The organism is Pseudomonas fakonensis, assembly GCF_019139895.1.
Lineage (GTDB): Bacteria > Pseudomonadota > Gammaproteobacteria > Pseudomonadales > Pseudomonadaceae > Aquipseudomonas > Aquipseudomonas fakonensis.
Window position 1 is genome coordinate 1,108,057 of sequence record NZ_CP077076.1, and the last position, 13,748, is coordinate 1,121,804.

Here is a 13,748-nt window from a genome sequence, read left to right on the forward strand (position 1 = left end):
GATCAGTCACCGTCGTTGGCATTGAAGCCCAATTGGATGTTCAACGCCTTGGCCAGCTCGCCTTCGTGCAGGCGGTGGACGACGTTGAGGCTGTCGTAGATCTGGTTCAGCTTCTGCTGGCCGGCTTGGTCGGCCAGCAGTTCGCCGAGGCTCTGCTGGTTGCCGGCCAGCAGCTTGAGCGAGGTAGCGTAGGCGTCGTCGATCTTCTGCGCCAGTGGTGCCTGGTCCTTGCCCAGCAGGCCGCGCAGGCCTTGGTTGTCGACACCTACCCACACCGCTTCGGCGGCCTTGAGCGAAGCTTCCAGGCTCTTCAGTGAGGAGTGGCTGCGCCAGGCTTCGGCCTGCAGCGGCTGCGGGATGCCCTTGCTCTGGCGGCCCATGGGCGCGCCGAGTTTTTTCTTCAGGGTGTCCAGGGCGGTGACCTGGGCACGCAGCAGGTCGGCGATCGCCTCGTGGGAGTCGGCGTAGCGCTGGTTGGGGAACTTGGTCATCTGCGAGAGCATGCCGTCGGTGCTGTTCCAGCCCTTCAGAATCTCTTCGGCCAGGGCCTGCTGGTGCTCGGCGATGGCTACCAGCAGCGGGCAGTAGCGGGCCTTCTGTTCGGCCGTGGCGACGTCCGGCTTGCTGTCGAACAGGATGTACTCGTAGGCCGACAGGCCGCGCACCACCACGCTGGATTTGCCCAGCGATTCCTTGTCTACCGGCTTGTCGCCATTGACCAGTTGTTCGACCTGGCGGCCGACCAGGTTCTTCTTGTCGGGCCAGAACTGTACTTGCCAGGCGCGGTTGCCTTCGGCCAGCGGGCCGACCAGCAGCGGCTGCAGCTCGGCCCAGGCTTTTTGCGCGTTGAGGAAGTCGGCGCGGGCGGTGTCCAGCGAGGCCTTGCCTTCGCAGTAGGCCAGGGCGCTGGCAGCCAGGGCGCGGTCGGCTTCGACCCAGCGGCTGTAGGTCGGCAGGATCACCTGCTTGGCGATGGCGGCAGAGGTGACGGCCTGCGGGTCCTGCGGCGAGCAGGCGCCGAGGGCGAGGGCGGCGAGGCTGGTGAACAACAGTTTGGGTCGGAACATGCCCGGCTCCTTGTGCGTTTTAAAGTGAATTCAGAAACGCCAGCAGCGCGGCGCGCTGCTCGGCATTGAAGGTCAGTACCTGGTCGCGCGCCGCCTGGGCTTCGCCGCCGTGCCAGAGCACGGCCTCGAGCAGGTTGCGGGCGCGGCCGTCGTGCAGGAAGCGGCTGTGGCCGCTGACCGTCTCGGACAGGCCGACGCCCCACAGTGGTGGGGTGCGCCAGTCCTGGCCGTTGGCGGCAAATTCGGTGCGTTCGTCACTCAGGCCGGGGCCCATGTCGTGCAGCAGCAGGTCGCTGTAGGGGCGGATGACCTGGTTGGCCAGCTCCGGCTCCTTGGCGTTGGCGCTGGTGGTGAACTGCGGGGTGTGGCAGCCCTGGCAGCCGGCCTGGAAGAACAGGTTCTTGCCGGCCAGCACTTGCGGGGCATCGACGTTACGGCGGGCCGGTACGCCGAGGTTGCGGGTGTAGAAGGTGACCAGGCGCAGGATGTTGTCGCTGACTTCCTTTTCGCCGCCTTGGCCGTCGCCGTTGGGCGCGGCCAGGCAGTCGGTTTGCGCCGCGGTGCAGTCGTCCTTGGGTTGCAGGGTACTGGTCAGGCCCATGTCGCCGGCAAAAGCGTGCACGTTCTGCTGGTTGACGTTGGGCTGGCCGGCTTTCCAGCCGAAGCGCCCGAGCACGGTCTTGCCCTGGGCGTCGTCCCATACCCGGTTGGCGCGGCCACGGATGCCGTCGCGGTTGCGGTCGTCGGGGTCTTCGTTGGCCAGGATGTCGGTTTCGGCGATGGCTTCGAGCAGGCCCAGGCCGATCATCGGCGGGGCGATGCGCGCCGAGAAGCGCGTGTCGGGGTGCATCGGGCCGTAGCCGAGTTGGGTGATCTGCAAGGTCGGGCGCTGCAGTTCGACCTGGTGGCCATCTTTGAAAGCGACGGTGTGGCTGTCGTAGCTCACCCGCACCTTGCCCTCCGGCGCTACGCCGGGGATGGCCATGTCCTGCAACTGCGTGCCGTAGGTGGGCTCGGGCACCACGCCGATGCGCTCGATTTCACGGGCCAGGTAGGGCTGGTCGGGGATCGACAGGCGTACCAGCATCGACACCGCGTTGCTGTCACCAGGCTCGGGCGGGTGGCCGCGGCCGTCGCGCACATGGCAGTTCTGGCAGGCGTTGGTGTTGAACAGCGGGCCTAGGCCATCGCGGGCGGTGGTGGTGCTGGGGGCGATCACCCAGGGGCTGCGGAAGAAGCTGTTGCCCACCGAAAAGTCCAGGCGCCGCTCGGGCGAAAGGTTGGCCGAGGGCAGCGAGTAGGCGTTGCGGTCGCTGCGTTGCACGGTTGCCTTGCCACCGGAGAGGGCTTCACCGGGCTCGGCCTGGGTGAAACGCGGGGCGTCGTCACAGGCAGCGAGGGTGAGGGCCAGCAGCAGGGGGCTTAGGCGGAGCAAGGACATCGACAATCCTGGGCGTGGGCGAAAAACCGGCGTGCAAGCTTATCAGGCCGGGGGTATTTGAATAAGAGCAATTTGCAATTACCGAGGTGAAAAGGATGTCATTTGCCAGCAGGTTTTTTGATTTTACAGGGCCCTATCGCCGGCAAGCCGGCTCCTACAGGCGATAGGGCCCTCAAAGCAAAAAGGCGACCCGAAGGCCGCCTCTTTGTGTGAACCGTTACAACGCTGATCAGAACTCGTGATCGGCGGTGTCCGGGTTCAGGTTGTCGATGCCCAGCTTGCCGGCGGCCTGCTCGATGGCACCGGTCTGCTTGACCAGCGAGGCGATGGCGTCGCGCACGATCTGGTTGCCGGCAGCGTTGTCGGCGGCGATCAGCTGGTCGTAGTGCTCGCCTTTCAGCGCATGGTCGACCATTACCTGGATCTTGGCTTCGGTGGCTTCAAGGTCGGCCTTGAGGGTGGCGTCGGTGGCCGGGTCAGCCTTGGCCACCAGCGACGACAGGCTCGGGCCGGTCAGCTTGGTGCCGTCGACACGGGTGTACTCGCCCAGGTAGACGTTGCGGATACCCTTGGCGTCGTAGAAGTGCGAGTAGTGGGTGTTGTCGCTGAAGCAGTCCTGCTCGTCTTCCGGCGAGTTGGCTTCCAGCGAGACCTTCATGCGCTCGCCGGCCAGTTCGCCCAGCGACAGGCTGCCCATGCCGAACAGCATCTTGCGCAGGCCGTCGTTGACCGGCTCCGCTTCCAGCGTGGCGCGGTAGTTGTCGGCCACGTTCGGTGCCCAGTTGCCGACCATCTCTTCGAGGTCTTTGACCAGCAGGTCGGTGACCGCTTTCAGGTAGGCGCGGCGACGGTCGTTGTGGCCGCCAGTGGCGCCTTTGCCTTCGAGGTAGTCGGAGACAGGGCGGGCACCTGCGCCCGGGCCGGTGCCGTTGAGGTCCTGGCCCCAGAGCAGGAACTCGATGGCGTGGTAGCCGGTGGCGACGTTGGCTTCGGAGCCGCCCAGCTCGTTCAGGCTGGCCAGTTTCTCAGGGGTGATGTCCTTGACGTCGACCTTTTCCTCGCCCACCTGGATCTCGGTGTTGGCGATGATGTTGGCGCTGGCCGCCGGGTTGCCCAGGGCGTGCTCGTAGCTCTTGTCGACGTAGTCGATCAGGCCTTCGTCCAGGGGCCAGGCGTTCACCTGGCCTTCCCAGTCGTCGATGATGGTATTGCCGAAGCGGAACGCCTCGCTTTGCAGGTACGGAACGCGGGCAGCGGCCCAGGCCTCTTTGGCTGCCTTGAGCGTCTCGTCGCTAGGCTTGGCGAGGAAAGCGTCGACGGCGGTCTGCAGCTGCTTGGCGGTGCTCAGCGAGTCGCTGTACACGGCGTAGACCATCTCGGTGTAATGCTTGACCACGGCCTTGCCGGCGGCTTCATCGACAGCGCCGGCAGGGGCTGCGGCGGTGCTGGCGGCAGCAGGTGCCTGGGCTTGCGGGGCGCCAGCCTTGCCGTCCTTTTCGCCGCAACCGGCGAGGGCGATGGCGATGGCCAGCAGACTGGCGGAGGCCAGAGGCATTCGAATCATTGTTGGTTTCCTGCGTCGTGTGGTTGGACCAGAGGGTTAGCCGTGCACCGTGGCACGCGAAACCGCAACATCATGCGAAAGATTTGCATTTGCTGTAAAGAGGCGCTTGCGCATTTCATGCAAACGCCCGTTTGGGGGGTAGGGTCAATGTTCGCGGGGGGTTACAGCGCCGAGACCTGGTTGCGTTGCGCCTGCTTGAGGAAGGTGGTCAGCTCGCGCGCCGGCAGCGGCTTGCTGTAGTGGTAGCCCTGACCCTCGTGGCAGCCCTGGGCGATGATGTAGCTTTCCTGCTCGCTGGTTTCGACGCCTTCGGCGATCACCTGCATGCCTAAGCTTTTGCCCAGCTGGATGATGGCGCGAACGATGGTGGCGTCGTCATCGTCGTCCATCAGGTCCTGGACGAAGCTCTTGTCGATCTTGATCTTGTCCAGCGGCAGCGACTTGAGGTAGCTCAGCGACGAATAGCCGGTGCCAAAGTCGTCGATGGCGATCAGCGCGCCGGAGCGGCGCAGGCTCAGCAGATGCTGGGCGGCGGTGCTGATGTCTTCCATCAGGCCGGTTTCGGTGACTTCCAGCTCCAGGCTGCGCGGCGGCAGGCGGTAGGCCTGCAGCAGGTTGTTGACCACCCGCGGCAGTTCGTTGTGATGCAGTTGCACGGTGGACAGGTTGACCGCCATGCGCAGTTCGCTGAAGCCCAGGTCGTGCCATTCGCGCAGTTGGCGACAGGCTTGGTCCAGTACCCATTCGCCGATGGCGATGATGTTGCCGTTCTGCTCGGCCAAGGGGATGAATTGGTCGGGCGGGACCATGCCCAGCTCCGGGTGCTGCCAGCGCAGCAGCGCCTCGACGCCGACCACGCGGTGGTCGCGGTAGCTGATTTGTGGCTGGTACACCAGGTACAGCTGGTTGCGCGGCAGTGCCTCGCGCAGGTCCTTTTCAAGCTCGCGGCGCCGGCGCATCTCGCTGTCGACGCTGGCGATGTAGAACTGGTAGCGGTTGCGCGAGCGGGCCTTGGCCAGGGTCATGGTCTGCTCGGCCTTTTGCAGCAGTTTCTCGGTGCTGTCGCCGTCCTCGGGGAACAGGGTGATGCCGATGGTGGCACGCAGGCGGATCTGCTGGTGGTCGAGGTCGAACGGTGCTTCAAGGTCGTCGAGAATGCTCTGCGCAAGCTCGGCGGCCTCGTAGGGTTGCTCGATGTTGGCCTGCACCAGGGCGAACTGGTCGCCGCCCAGGCGCGCCAGTGCCCCCAGGCGGCCGCTGTGGGCGCGCAGGCGGTCGGCCAGGGCCAGCAGCAACTGGTCGCCCACCTGGTAGGTGAACTGCTCGTTGATGCCCTTGAAGTCGTCCAGGCCCACGCACAGCACCGCCACCCGGTGCTGCAGGCGGCCGCCGTCGACCAGGATCTTGTCCAGTTGCTGCTGCAACTGCTGGCGGTTGGGCAGGCCGGTAAGAAAATCGTACTGGGCCATGCGCTGCAGGCTGTTTTCGGCTTCGTGGCGCAGGTGGGTGTTGCGCTCGATCGAGGCCAGCAGCTGGTTGGCAGTGTTGACCCAGATGCCCAGTTCGTTGCGCTCGTGGCCCTTGAGCTGGGGGATCTGGTGCTGGCTGGGGCGGTCGGGGTTGATTTGCGTCAGGTGCTCGATGATCTTCGACAGCGGCTTGGTCAGCAGCCAGTGGTACACCAGGTACAGCACCAGGCCCATGGCCAGGGCGCGCAGCACGCCGGAGATGAAGATGATCACCGCGTTGACCAGAAAGCCCTCGCCGTAGCTGGAGGTGTCGAGGGTGATGCTGAGGTCGCCGTAGTATTCGCTGTAGGGGCCGCGGCCGACCAATTGCGTGGTGTAGGTGCGCTCCTGGCCGAGGATCGGGTCGGTGAGCCAGCGCATGGACATGTCCTGCAGCGGCCGGCTTTTCTCTGCCAGCATGGTTTCGTTGGGGTGGCCGATGGAGGCCATGCGCACCGATCCGTCCTGGAACAGGCCTTCCATCACCTGCATGCCCATTTCCCGGTCGAGGCTGTACACCGCCTGGGTGGACGGGTCGCGGAACATGTCGAGGATCCGCTGGGCGTCGTTGTTCACCGCCTGGCGGGTCTTGTAGGCGTCATAGACGATTTGCGCGCAGCTGAGCACGACGCCGACAGCCAACGCCGAAAGCAGCACCACCCTGAGCAACTTCACCGACAAGCTGTTGCGAAATTCCAGCTTCAAAGGGGATTCCTTAATCCATGCGCATGCCATTATTTTGCCATTAACTCTGGCGACAGAGTATCGACCGATCGCCCTGTCCGGCAAGCCGCCCGTCGGCGGATTTACCCTTGGCTCTGTATCGGTCGGGCGGCCATGCGACTTGAGTGCGCAGCGTCAGCTTTCCAGAAAATTGATGTTAGCGTGCTATGGGCTGCGAGCAAGGCCCAGGCGGCGGATGGCAGGCGAAAAAAAACCCGGCCAGGGCCGGGTTTTTCACAAGGCTTGTGGATCAGGCCTTGAAGGTCTTGCCTTCGAACTGCTCGGCAACGAAGGCCCAGTTGACCAGGTTCCAGAACGCCTCGACGTACTTCGGACGCACGTTGCGGTAGTCGATGTAGTAGGCGTGTTCCCAGACGTCGCAGGTCAGCAGCGGGGTGTCGCCGCTGGTCAGCGGGCAGCCGGCGCCGATGGTGCTGGCCAGGGCCAGGGAGCCGTCGGCCTTCTTCACCAGCCAGCCCCAGCCGGAGCCGAAGGTGCCGACCGAAGTCTTGGTGAACTCTTCCTTGAACTTGTCGAAGGAACCGAAGGCGGCGGTGATGGCGTCAGCCAGGGCACCGGTCGGTTGGCCGCCGCCGTTTGGCGACAAGCATTCCCAGTAGAACGAGTGGTTCCAGATTTGCGCGGCGTTGTTGAAGACGCCACCCGAAGAGGTCTTGATGATCTCTTCCAGGGTCTTGCCTTCGAATTCGGTGCCCGGGACCAGGTTGTTCAGGTTCACGACATAGGTGTTGTGGTGCTTGTCGTGGTGGAACTCCAGGGTTTCCTTGGAGATGTGCGGCTGCAGGGCATCGTGGGCGTACGGCAGCGGCGGCAATTCAAAAGCCATGGTGTATCTCCTGATTCAGGTCTGTTTGCGGTTTGCGCCAGGCCTCACGGGTGGCCTGTATGAGCGTCGGCGAGTTTGTACTCTTTGCGACGCAGGGGCAGGATCATAGCACCGGGGCCGGCGCATAACCACGCAACAACTATAGGGAATAGAGGTTCCAGAGCGGTTGGCGCAGGTGACGGGCGGGGCAGGCGATGGCACCTGGGTTGTGCGCCCCCACGCAGCAACTTCTGTCTTGCACTCAACCGAGAATCAACTGCGCCGCCACCGCGAACATCATCACCGCCACCATCAGGTCGAGCATCCGCCAGGTCGCCGGGCGGGCCAGCCAGGGGGCCAGCCAGGCCGCGCCCAGGGCCAGGGTGGTGAACCATAGCAGCGAAGCGCTGGCGGCACCGGCCACGTAAGCACCGGGCACGCTCTGTTGGGCGCCGAGCGAGCCGATCAGCAGCACGGTGTCCAGGTACACATGCGGGTTGAGCAGGGTCACCGCCAGGGCGCTCAGCAGCACTGCCCGGCGCGAGCGCGTGCCCTGGCCTTGCTGGTGCTGCAGGCTCTGTTTGGAGCAGGCGCTGCGCAGCGCCTTGGCGCCATACCACAGCAGGAACACCGCGCCTCCCCAGCGCGCAATGGCCAGCAGCGTCGGGTTGTGCGCCAGCACCGTGGCCAGGCCGAACACCCCGGCGGCCACCAGGATCGCATCACAGACGATGCACAATGCCGCCACCGGCAGGTGGTGTTCACGGCGCAGGCTCTGGGCCAGTACAAAGGCGTTCTGCGCGCCGATGGCCATGATCAGGCCGAAGGCCACCAACATGCCGTTCAAATAGCTTTGCCACATGGCGATTACTCCACAAAAGATGCTGGCCATTGTGGCGAGGCTGGCGGTATAAGAAAAACAAATAGAGCTGATCTGGCATTAGAGGAACTGATGTTCGACTACAAACTGCTCGCCGCCCTGGCCGCGGTGATCGAACAGGGCGGCTTCGAGCGCGCCGCCCAGGTGCTGGGGCTGTCGCAGTCGGCGATCTCCCAGCGCATCAAGCTGCTCGAGGCGCGGGTCGGCCAACCGGTGTTGGTGCGCGCCACGCCGCCCAGCCCCACCGACGTTGGCCGCCAGTTGCTCAACCACGTGCAGCAGGTGCGCTTGCTCGAGCGTGACCTGCAGCGCCAGGTACCGGCACTGGACGAGGAGGGCGCCCCCGAGCGCCTGCGCATCGCCCTCAACGCCGACAGCCTGGCCACCTGGTGGGCCGGCGCGGTGGGGGCGTTCTGTGCTGAGCAGCGCCTGCTCACGGAGCTGGTGGTGGAAGACCAGGAGGTCGGCCTGAAACGTATGCGCGCCGGCGAAGTGGCGGCCTGCCTGTGCGGCAGCGAGCGGCCGGTGGCCGGGGCACGCAGCCTGGGGCTGGGGGCCATGCGCTACCGCGCGCTGGCAAGCCCCGCGTTCATGGCCCGGCACTTCCCCCAAGGTTTCGAGGTGGCGCGCCTGGCCCGCACACCGGCCATCGTCTATGGCCCGGACGATTTCCTGCAGCATCGTTACCTGGCGTCATTGGGCATCGAGGACGGTTTCTTGCACCACCTGTGCCCCTCGTCCGAAGGCTTTTTGCGCATGACCGAAGCCGGCCTTGGCTGGGGCCTGGTGCCCGAGTTGCAGGCCCGCGAACAATTGGCCGGCGGACACCTGGTGGAAATCTGCGCCGATACCCCTATCGATGTGCCGCTGTACTGGCATCATTGGCGCAACGGCGGGCAACTGCTCGCCCAGCTGACCGAACACCTGCGCCACTCGGCGCGCGACTGGCTGGTGCCCTTGTAGGGCCGGCCGGCGTCAGTTGCATCTGAAATCTGGCAAGGCGGAGTGTTACATGCGAATTCTGGTCACCGGCGCGAGTGGCTTCATCGGCGGGCGCTTTGCGCGCTTTGCCCTGGAGCAGGGCCTGGACGTGCGGGTCAACGGCCGCCGGGCCGAGGGCGTCGAGCACCTGGTCAAGCGTGGCGCGCAGTTCATCCCCGGTGACCTGGGCGATGCGGAGCTGGCCCGGCGCCTGTGCCAGGGGGTTGATGCGGTAGTGCATTGCGCCGGCGCCGTGGGCACCTGGGGGCGCTACCAGGACTTCCACCAAGGCAACGTGGTGCTGACCGAGAACGTGGTCGAAGGCTGTATCAAGGAGCACGTGCGGCGCCTGGTGCACCTGTCGTCGCCGTCGGTGTACTTCACCGGCCGCTCGCGCCTGGATATCCGCGAAGACCAGTTGCCACGGCGCTTTCACGACCACTACGCACTGACCAAGCACCTGGCCGAGCAGAAGGTGTTCGGCGCCCAGGAATTCGGCCTGGAGGTGCTGGCGCTGCGCCCGCGCTTCGTCACCGGTGCAGGGGATGCGAGCATTTTTCCGCGGCTGATGCAGATGCAGCGCAAGGGGCGGGTGGCGATCATCGGCAACGGCCTGAACAAGGTCGACTTCACCAGCGTGCACAACCTCAACGACGCCTTGCTCAGTGCCTTGTTCGCGGACGATGCGGCGCTTGGCCAAGCCTACAACATCAGCAACGGCCACCCGTTGCCGCTGTGGGACGTGGTCAACTATGTGATGCGCCGCATGAACTTGCCGCAGGTCACCCGCTACCGCAGCTTCGGCCTGGCCTACAGCCTGGCGGCGCTCAACGAGGCCGCCTGCCTGCTGTGGCCCGGGCGCCCGCAGCCGACCCTGAGCCGCACCGCGATGCAGGTGATGAGCCAGGATTTCACCCTGGACATCAGCCGCGCCCGCCAGTACCTGGACTACCGGCCCAAGACCGATGTGTGGGCTGCGCTGGATGAATTCTGCACCTGGTGGCAGGCCCAGCAAGGCAACTGCTGAACCACCGGCTAAAGAGATGTTCATAAGTGCGCCGCCGTGGCGGTTTATACTCATACCTCTTTGCTATCACCGTGGTTGAATGCCCATGCGTAACGACGCCCATGACGATTTTGACGACGTGCCCCCGCTGCGCGCCGGCACCCCCGATGACGACGAACTGTTGCCCGCCCACGTGGCGCGCAGCCGCCAGAAGGCCGTACGGCCACGCAGCAACGGCCCGCTGTGGGCTTTGTTGGGGGCATCGTTCATTGCCCTGGCCGGGCTTGGCTGGTGGAGCTTTCAGCAAATTTCGCTGATGGAGCAGCAACTGGTGGCCACACAAGAAAGCTTTGCCCGCATCAGCGAGGAAGCGGCCGGGCGCCTGCAGGCAATCAGTGGCAAGGTCGATGCCAGCGAGTCCTCCAGCAGCACCGGCAGCGAGGCGCTGAAACTGCAGATTCGCCAGCTGCAGGCCAGCCTGGCCGAGCAGGGCAAGCAGCAGCAGGGCGTCGCCGGCCAGGCGGGCGACCTGGGTAAGCGCCTGGAGCAGGTGTTGGCCGATACCCGCGCTCAGCAAAAAGCCGTGACCGACCTGCAAACCCAGTTGCAGGCGCAGTTGAAGGCGGTGAATGCTGAGCTTGCGGCGTTGAAGTCGGGCCAGCTGGATGGCGGCAAGCTCGATGGCCAGTTGAAGAACCTCAACGATGAGGTGGCTGCGCTGAAGAAGCAGGGTAATCAGAAAGCCGCCATCGACAGCCTGGAGCAGGATGTACTGGTGCTCAAGACGCAGATGGACAACCGTCCGGCGGCGGCGTCGAGCGGCGCCTCGGTGCAGGAGTTCGACGCCTTCCGCGGGCAGACCACGCGCAACATCAGCACCCTGCAGAGCCAGATCCAGAACCTGCAGCAGCAGATCAACGCGCGGCCCTGAGATTTCCTTGGCCTTCATCGCCGGCAAGCCGGCTCCTACAAGGATCTCTGTAGGAGCCGGCTTGCCGGCGATCGGTTACAGGCGCGGATAGTCGATGTAACCCACCGGCCCCCGGCCATAGAAAGTCTCCGGATGCGCCGGGTTCAACGGCGCATCTGCCGCCAGCCGCGCCGGCAGGTCAGGGTTGGCGATGAACGGCACGCCAAACGCCACCGCATCGGCCTTGCCCGCCGCCAGCGCCGCATTGGCGCTAGCCTTGTCGAAGCGCTCGTTGACGATGTACGGCCCGCCGAAGGCTGCCTTGATCAACGGCCCGAGGCTGTCGTCGGCCTCTTTTTCCCGCGAGCAGATGAACGCGATGCCGCGCTTGCCCAGCTCCCGGGCCACATAGGTGAAGGTCTCGGCGCGGTCGGCATCGCCCATGTCGTGGGCATCGGCGCGCGGCGCCAGGTGCACGCCCACACGGCCGGCGCCCCACACCTCGATGGCCGCGTCGGTCACCTCCAGCAGCAGCCGGGCCCGGTTTTCCAGCGAGCCGCCGTAGCGGTCGGTGCGCTGGTTGGTACTGCTTTGCAGGAACTGGTCGAGCAGGTAGCCGTTGGCACCGTGAATCTCCACGCCGTCGAAGCCGGCAGCCTTGGCGTTCTCGGCGCCGCTGCGGTAGGCCTCGACGATGTCGGCGATCTCTTCGGTTTCCAGGGCGCGTGGCGTTGGGTAGTCGCTCAGCGGGCGCACCAGGCTGACATGGCCCTTGGCCTGGATGGCGCTGGGCGCCACCGGCAGTTCGCCGTTCAGGTACGACGGGTGGGAGATGCGCCCCACATGCCACAGTTGCAGGAATATCCGCCCGCCGGCGCCATGCACGGCCTGGGTGACGTTGTGCCAGCCGCGCACCTGCTGGTCGTTCCAGATGCCGGGGGTGTCGGGGTAGCCGACGCCCATGGCGGTCACCGAGGTCGCTTCGCTGAGAATCAGCCCGGCACTGGCGCGCTGCACGTAGTACTCGGCCATCAGCGCGTTGGGGATGCGGCCTTCGTCGGCGCGGCAACGGGTCAGCGGGGCCATGATGATGCGGTTGGGCAGTTGCACATCGCCCAGGGTGATTGGATCGAAAAGCGTGGTCATAAGGGTTACCTGCCTGTTCAAAGCGCTTGGCGCAGTTGTTCGAGGAACGCCTGGATAGTGGCTTCGTCACGTTTGAAAAAGTGCCATTGGCCGATCTTCTGGCTGCTGATCAGCCCGGCGCGCTGCAAGGTGGCCAGGTGGGCAGAGACGGTCGACTGCGAAAGGCCGCAGCGTTGGTCGATCTGCCCGGCACACACGCCGTTTTCGGTGCTGTGGTACTGGTCGGGGAATTGCGCTGCCGGGTCTTTCAGCCAGCTGAGGATTTCTCGCCTGACCGGGTGGGCCAGCGCTTTTATGATTTCGTCCAGATCGAGTGGCATGGGTGAGGCTCGTTGTGTATCGCGATAGGGCGAAATTTAAATCGGTATTTCGCGATATACAAATATGAAGAGGTTCTGAGGTCAGCTCGAATCGGTATATCGCGTTATAACGATATAGGCGCTGGCGGTGCTAGACTGCGCCCATGAACTACCTCGCACACCTGCATCTGGGCGGCTCGGCGCCGCAGCAACTGCTCGGCAGCCTGTATGGCGATTTCGTCAAAGGCTCGCTGGAGGGGCGCTTTGCGCCTGAGTTGGAGGCCGCTATTCGCCTGCACCGGCATATCGACAGCTACACCGACAGCCACCCGCTGGTGCTGGCGGCGCTGGCGCGTTTCCCCAAGGAGCGCCGGCGTTTTGCCGGGATTGTGCTGGATGTGTTCTTCGACCATTGCCTGGCGCGGCACTGGACCGACTACGCCGACCAGCCGCTTGCGCAGTTCACCGGGGCCTTTTACCGGGTGCTGCTGGCCGAGCCCGAGTTGCCCGGGCGGCTGGCGCGGATTGCGCCCTACATGGCGGCGGATGACTGGCTGGGGGCCTATGGCGATTTCGCCACGTTGGAGCAGGTGTTCAACGGCATCGCCCGGCGCTTGTCGCGGCCTGAAGGCATGGCCGGGGTGATGGGTGAGCTTGAACGCCTGTACGAACCGCTGCTGGCGGATTTTCGCGAGTTCTACCCGCAGTTGCAGGGGTTTGCCGCCCAAGCCCGCTCCCACAGGCCCGCGCAAGGCCTGAGCCCAGCGCCGTCCTTGTAGGAGCCGGCTTGCCGGCGATCACCGGCACAGCCGGTGCCAGCATATATCCTGTGCGGGCCTCATCGCCGGCAAGCCGGCTCCTACAGGTACAGCACTGGCCTGGAGGTTAGGCGATCCCTGTGGGAAGCGGCCTTGTGTCGCGATGGGGGCGCAAAGCGCCCCCGGCAGTCGTGAACCTACCGCTCAATCCTTCAACCCGAACCACTGCCACCCGCTACGCGCAAACCTCACGCTCACCGGCAACGAGTCCACCCGCCAGGTATCGGCCAGCGGCTGGTCGAAGCGCGCCGGCACCATCAGCCCGCGGGTCGGGCTGCTGAACGGCTCGCGCAGGTCGCTGGGCAGCGGGTTGGCGCTTTCGGCCGGGTTGATCACCGTGGCGCCGGTGGCGCTGCCGTCGGGCAGGCGCACTTCCAGGCGCGAGCCCGGGGTGGCGTGCTCGACATCCTTGGGGTCCAGGTACACCCACAACTGCGCCGGGCCGCTGCGCTCAAGGCGCATCAGCAAGGTGCCGGGGCCGACGTTCTCGCCAGGGGCGGCGATCACCTTTTCCGACTGGAGGCAGCGCTTTAAAGTTCTACAAGGCGATCACTTTGTACAAGTTTGAGCGATTGCTCT

Annotated in this window: 13 protein-coding genes; 4 read left to right on the forward strand and 9 right to left on the reverse strand. The window is 65.2% G+C overall.

Features of this window, described 5'->3' with window-relative positions:
- Nucleotides 1–2: 2 nt before the first annotated feature.
- From KSS94_RS05065 to KSS94_RS05090, 6 genes are all read right to left on the reverse strand, one after another.
- Complete coding sequence (locus KSS94_RS05065) at nt 3–1,067, reverse strand: imelysin family protein (RefSeq protein ID WP_217841944.1); 1,065 nt, start codon at nt 1,065–1,067, stop codon at nt 3–5.
- Between the two features lie 19 nt (nt 1,068–1,086).
- Nucleotides 1,087–2,514: a di-heme oxidoreductase family protein gene (locus KSS94_RS05070; RefSeq protein ID WP_217841945.1), complete on the reverse strand. Its 1,428-nt coding sequence runs from the start codon at nt 2,512–2,514 to the stop codon at nt 1,087–1,089.
- A gap of 223 nt (nt 2,515–2,737) precedes the next feature.
- Complete coding sequence (locus KSS94_RS05075; RefSeq protein WP_217841946.1) at nt 2,738–4,072, reverse strand: imelysin family protein; 1,335 nt, start codon at nt 4,070–4,072, stop codon at nt 2,738–2,740.
- 161 nt (nt 4,073–4,233) lie between these two features.
- Complete coding sequence (locus KSS94_RS05080) at nt 4,234–6,285, reverse strand: putative bifunctional diguanylate cyclase/phosphodiesterase (RefSeq protein ID WP_217841947.1); 2,052 nt, start codon at nt 6,283–6,285, stop codon at nt 4,234–4,236.
- 268 nt (nt 6,286–6,553) lie between these two features.
- Nucleotides 6,554–7,150 (reverse strand): superoxide dismutase, encoded by a 597-nt coding sequence (locus KSS94_RS05085; protein ID WP_217841948.1) that lies wholly within the window; start codon nt 7,148–7,150, stop codon nt 6,554–6,556.
- A 241-nt stretch (nt 7,151–7,391) separates the two neighbouring features.
- The gene (locus KSS94_RS05090; RefSeq protein ID WP_217841949.1) at nt 7,392–7,991 is read right to left on the reverse strand and encodes a LysE/ArgO family amino acid transporter; all 600 of its coding nucleotides are present in this window, start codon (nt 7,989–7,991) and stop codon (nt 7,392–7,394) included.
- Nucleotides 7,992–8,081: 90 nt separating this feature from the next.
- Between KSS94_RS05090 and KSS94_RS05095 the strand changes: the two genes are divergently transcribed.
- The 3 genes from KSS94_RS05095 (at nt 8,082) to KSS94_RS05105 (ending at nt 10,927) form a co-directional block, all read left to right on the forward strand.
- Complete coding sequence (locus KSS94_RS05095) at nt 8,082–8,972, forward strand: LysR family transcriptional regulator ArgP (protein WP_217841950.1); 891 nt, start codon at nt 8,082–8,084, stop codon at nt 8,970–8,972.
- A gap of 49 nt (nt 8,973–9,021) precedes the next feature.
- Nucleotides 9,022–10,017, forward strand: coding sequence for an NAD-dependent epimerase/dehydratase family protein (locus tag KSS94_RS05100; protein ID WP_217841951.1), 996 nt, complete (start codon nt 9,022–9,024; stop codon nt 10,015–10,017).
- 85 nt (nt 10,018–10,102) lie between these two features.
- A complete protein-coding gene (locus KSS94_RS05105; RefSeq protein ID WP_217843528.1) occupies nt 10,103–10,927 on the forward strand; it encodes an ATPase in 825 nt (274 codons plus the stop codon).
- A gap of 75 nt (nt 10,928–11,002) precedes the next feature.
- On the opposite strand, the gene KSS94_RS05110 is transcribed toward KSS94_RS05105, so the two are convergent.
- Together KSS94_RS05110 and KSS94_RS05115 are read right to left on the reverse strand one after the other, a co-directional pair.
- Nucleotides 11,003–12,052, reverse strand: a complete 1,050-nt coding sequence (locus KSS94_RS05110; RefSeq protein WP_217841952.1) for an alkene reductase — start codon at nt 12,050–12,052, stop codon at nt 11,003–11,005.
- Between the two features lie 17 nt (nt 12,053–12,069).
- Entirely contained in the window at nt 12,070–12,372 is a 303-nt protein-coding gene (locus KSS94_RS05115; protein ID WP_217841953.1) for an ArsR/SmtB family transcription factor, read from the reverse strand.
- A 143-nt stretch (nt 12,373–12,515) separates the two neighbouring features.
- Between KSS94_RS05115 and KSS94_RS05120 the strand changes: the two genes are divergently transcribed.
- Nucleotides 12,516–13,130, forward strand: coding sequence for an acyl carrier protein phosphodiesterase (locus tag KSS94_RS05120; protein ID WP_217841954.1), 615 nt, complete (start codon nt 12,516–12,518; stop codon nt 13,128–13,130).
- A gap of 183 nt (nt 13,131–13,313) precedes the next feature.
- On the opposite strand, the gene KSS94_RS05125 is transcribed toward KSS94_RS05120, so the two are convergent.
- Nucleotides 13,314–13,676 (reverse strand): HlyD family secretion protein, encoded by a 363-nt coding sequence (locus KSS94_RS05125; RefSeq protein WP_217841955.1) that lies wholly within the window; start codon nt 13,674–13,676, stop codon nt 13,314–13,316.
- Between the last annotated feature and the right edge of the window lie 72 nt (nt 13,677–13,748).

Excerpts from the sequence above, each read along its gene's own strand:
- KSS94_RS05085 (WP_217841948.1), bottom strand. The coding sequence starts at position 7,150 with ATGGCTTTTGAATTGCCGCCGCTGCCGTACGCCCACGATGCCCTGCAG.
- KSS94_RS05115 (WP_217841953.1), bottom strand. The coding sequence starts at position 12,372 with ATGCCACTCGATCTGGACGAAATCATAAAAGCGCTGGCCCACCCGGTC.
- KSS94_RS05105 (WP_217843528.1), top strand. The coding sequence starts at position 10,103 with ATGCGTAACGACGCCCATGACGATTTTGACGACGTGCCCCCGCTGCGC.
- KSS94_RS05100 (WP_217841951.1), top strand. The coding sequence starts at position 9,022 with ATGCGAATTCTGGTCACCGGCGCGAGTGGCTTCATCGGCGGGCGCTTT.
- KSS94_RS05110 (WP_217841952.1), bottom strand. The coding sequence starts at position 12,052 with ATGACCACGCTTTTCGATCCAATCACCCTGGGCGATGTGCAACTGCCC.
- KSS94_RS05065 (WP_217841944.1), bottom strand. The coding sequence starts at position 1,067 with ATGTTCCGACCCAAACTGTTGTTCACCAGCCTCGCCGCCCTCGCCCTC.
- KSS94_RS05095 (WP_217841950.1), top strand. The coding sequence starts at position 8,082 with ATGTTCGACTACAAACTGCTCGCCGCCCTGGCCGCGGTGATCGAACAG.
- KSS94_RS05090 (WP_217841949.1), bottom strand. The coding sequence starts at position 7,991 with ATGTGGCAAAGCTATTTGAACGGCATGTTGGTGGCCTTCGGCCTGATC.
- KSS94_RS05075 (WP_217841946.1), bottom strand. The coding sequence starts at position 4,072 with ATGATTCGAATGCCTCTGGCCTCCGCCAGTCTGCTGGCCATCGCCATC.
- KSS94_RS05120 (WP_217841954.1), top strand. The coding sequence starts at position 12,516 with ATGAACTACCTCGCACACCTGCATCTGGGCGGCTCGGCGCCGCAGCAA.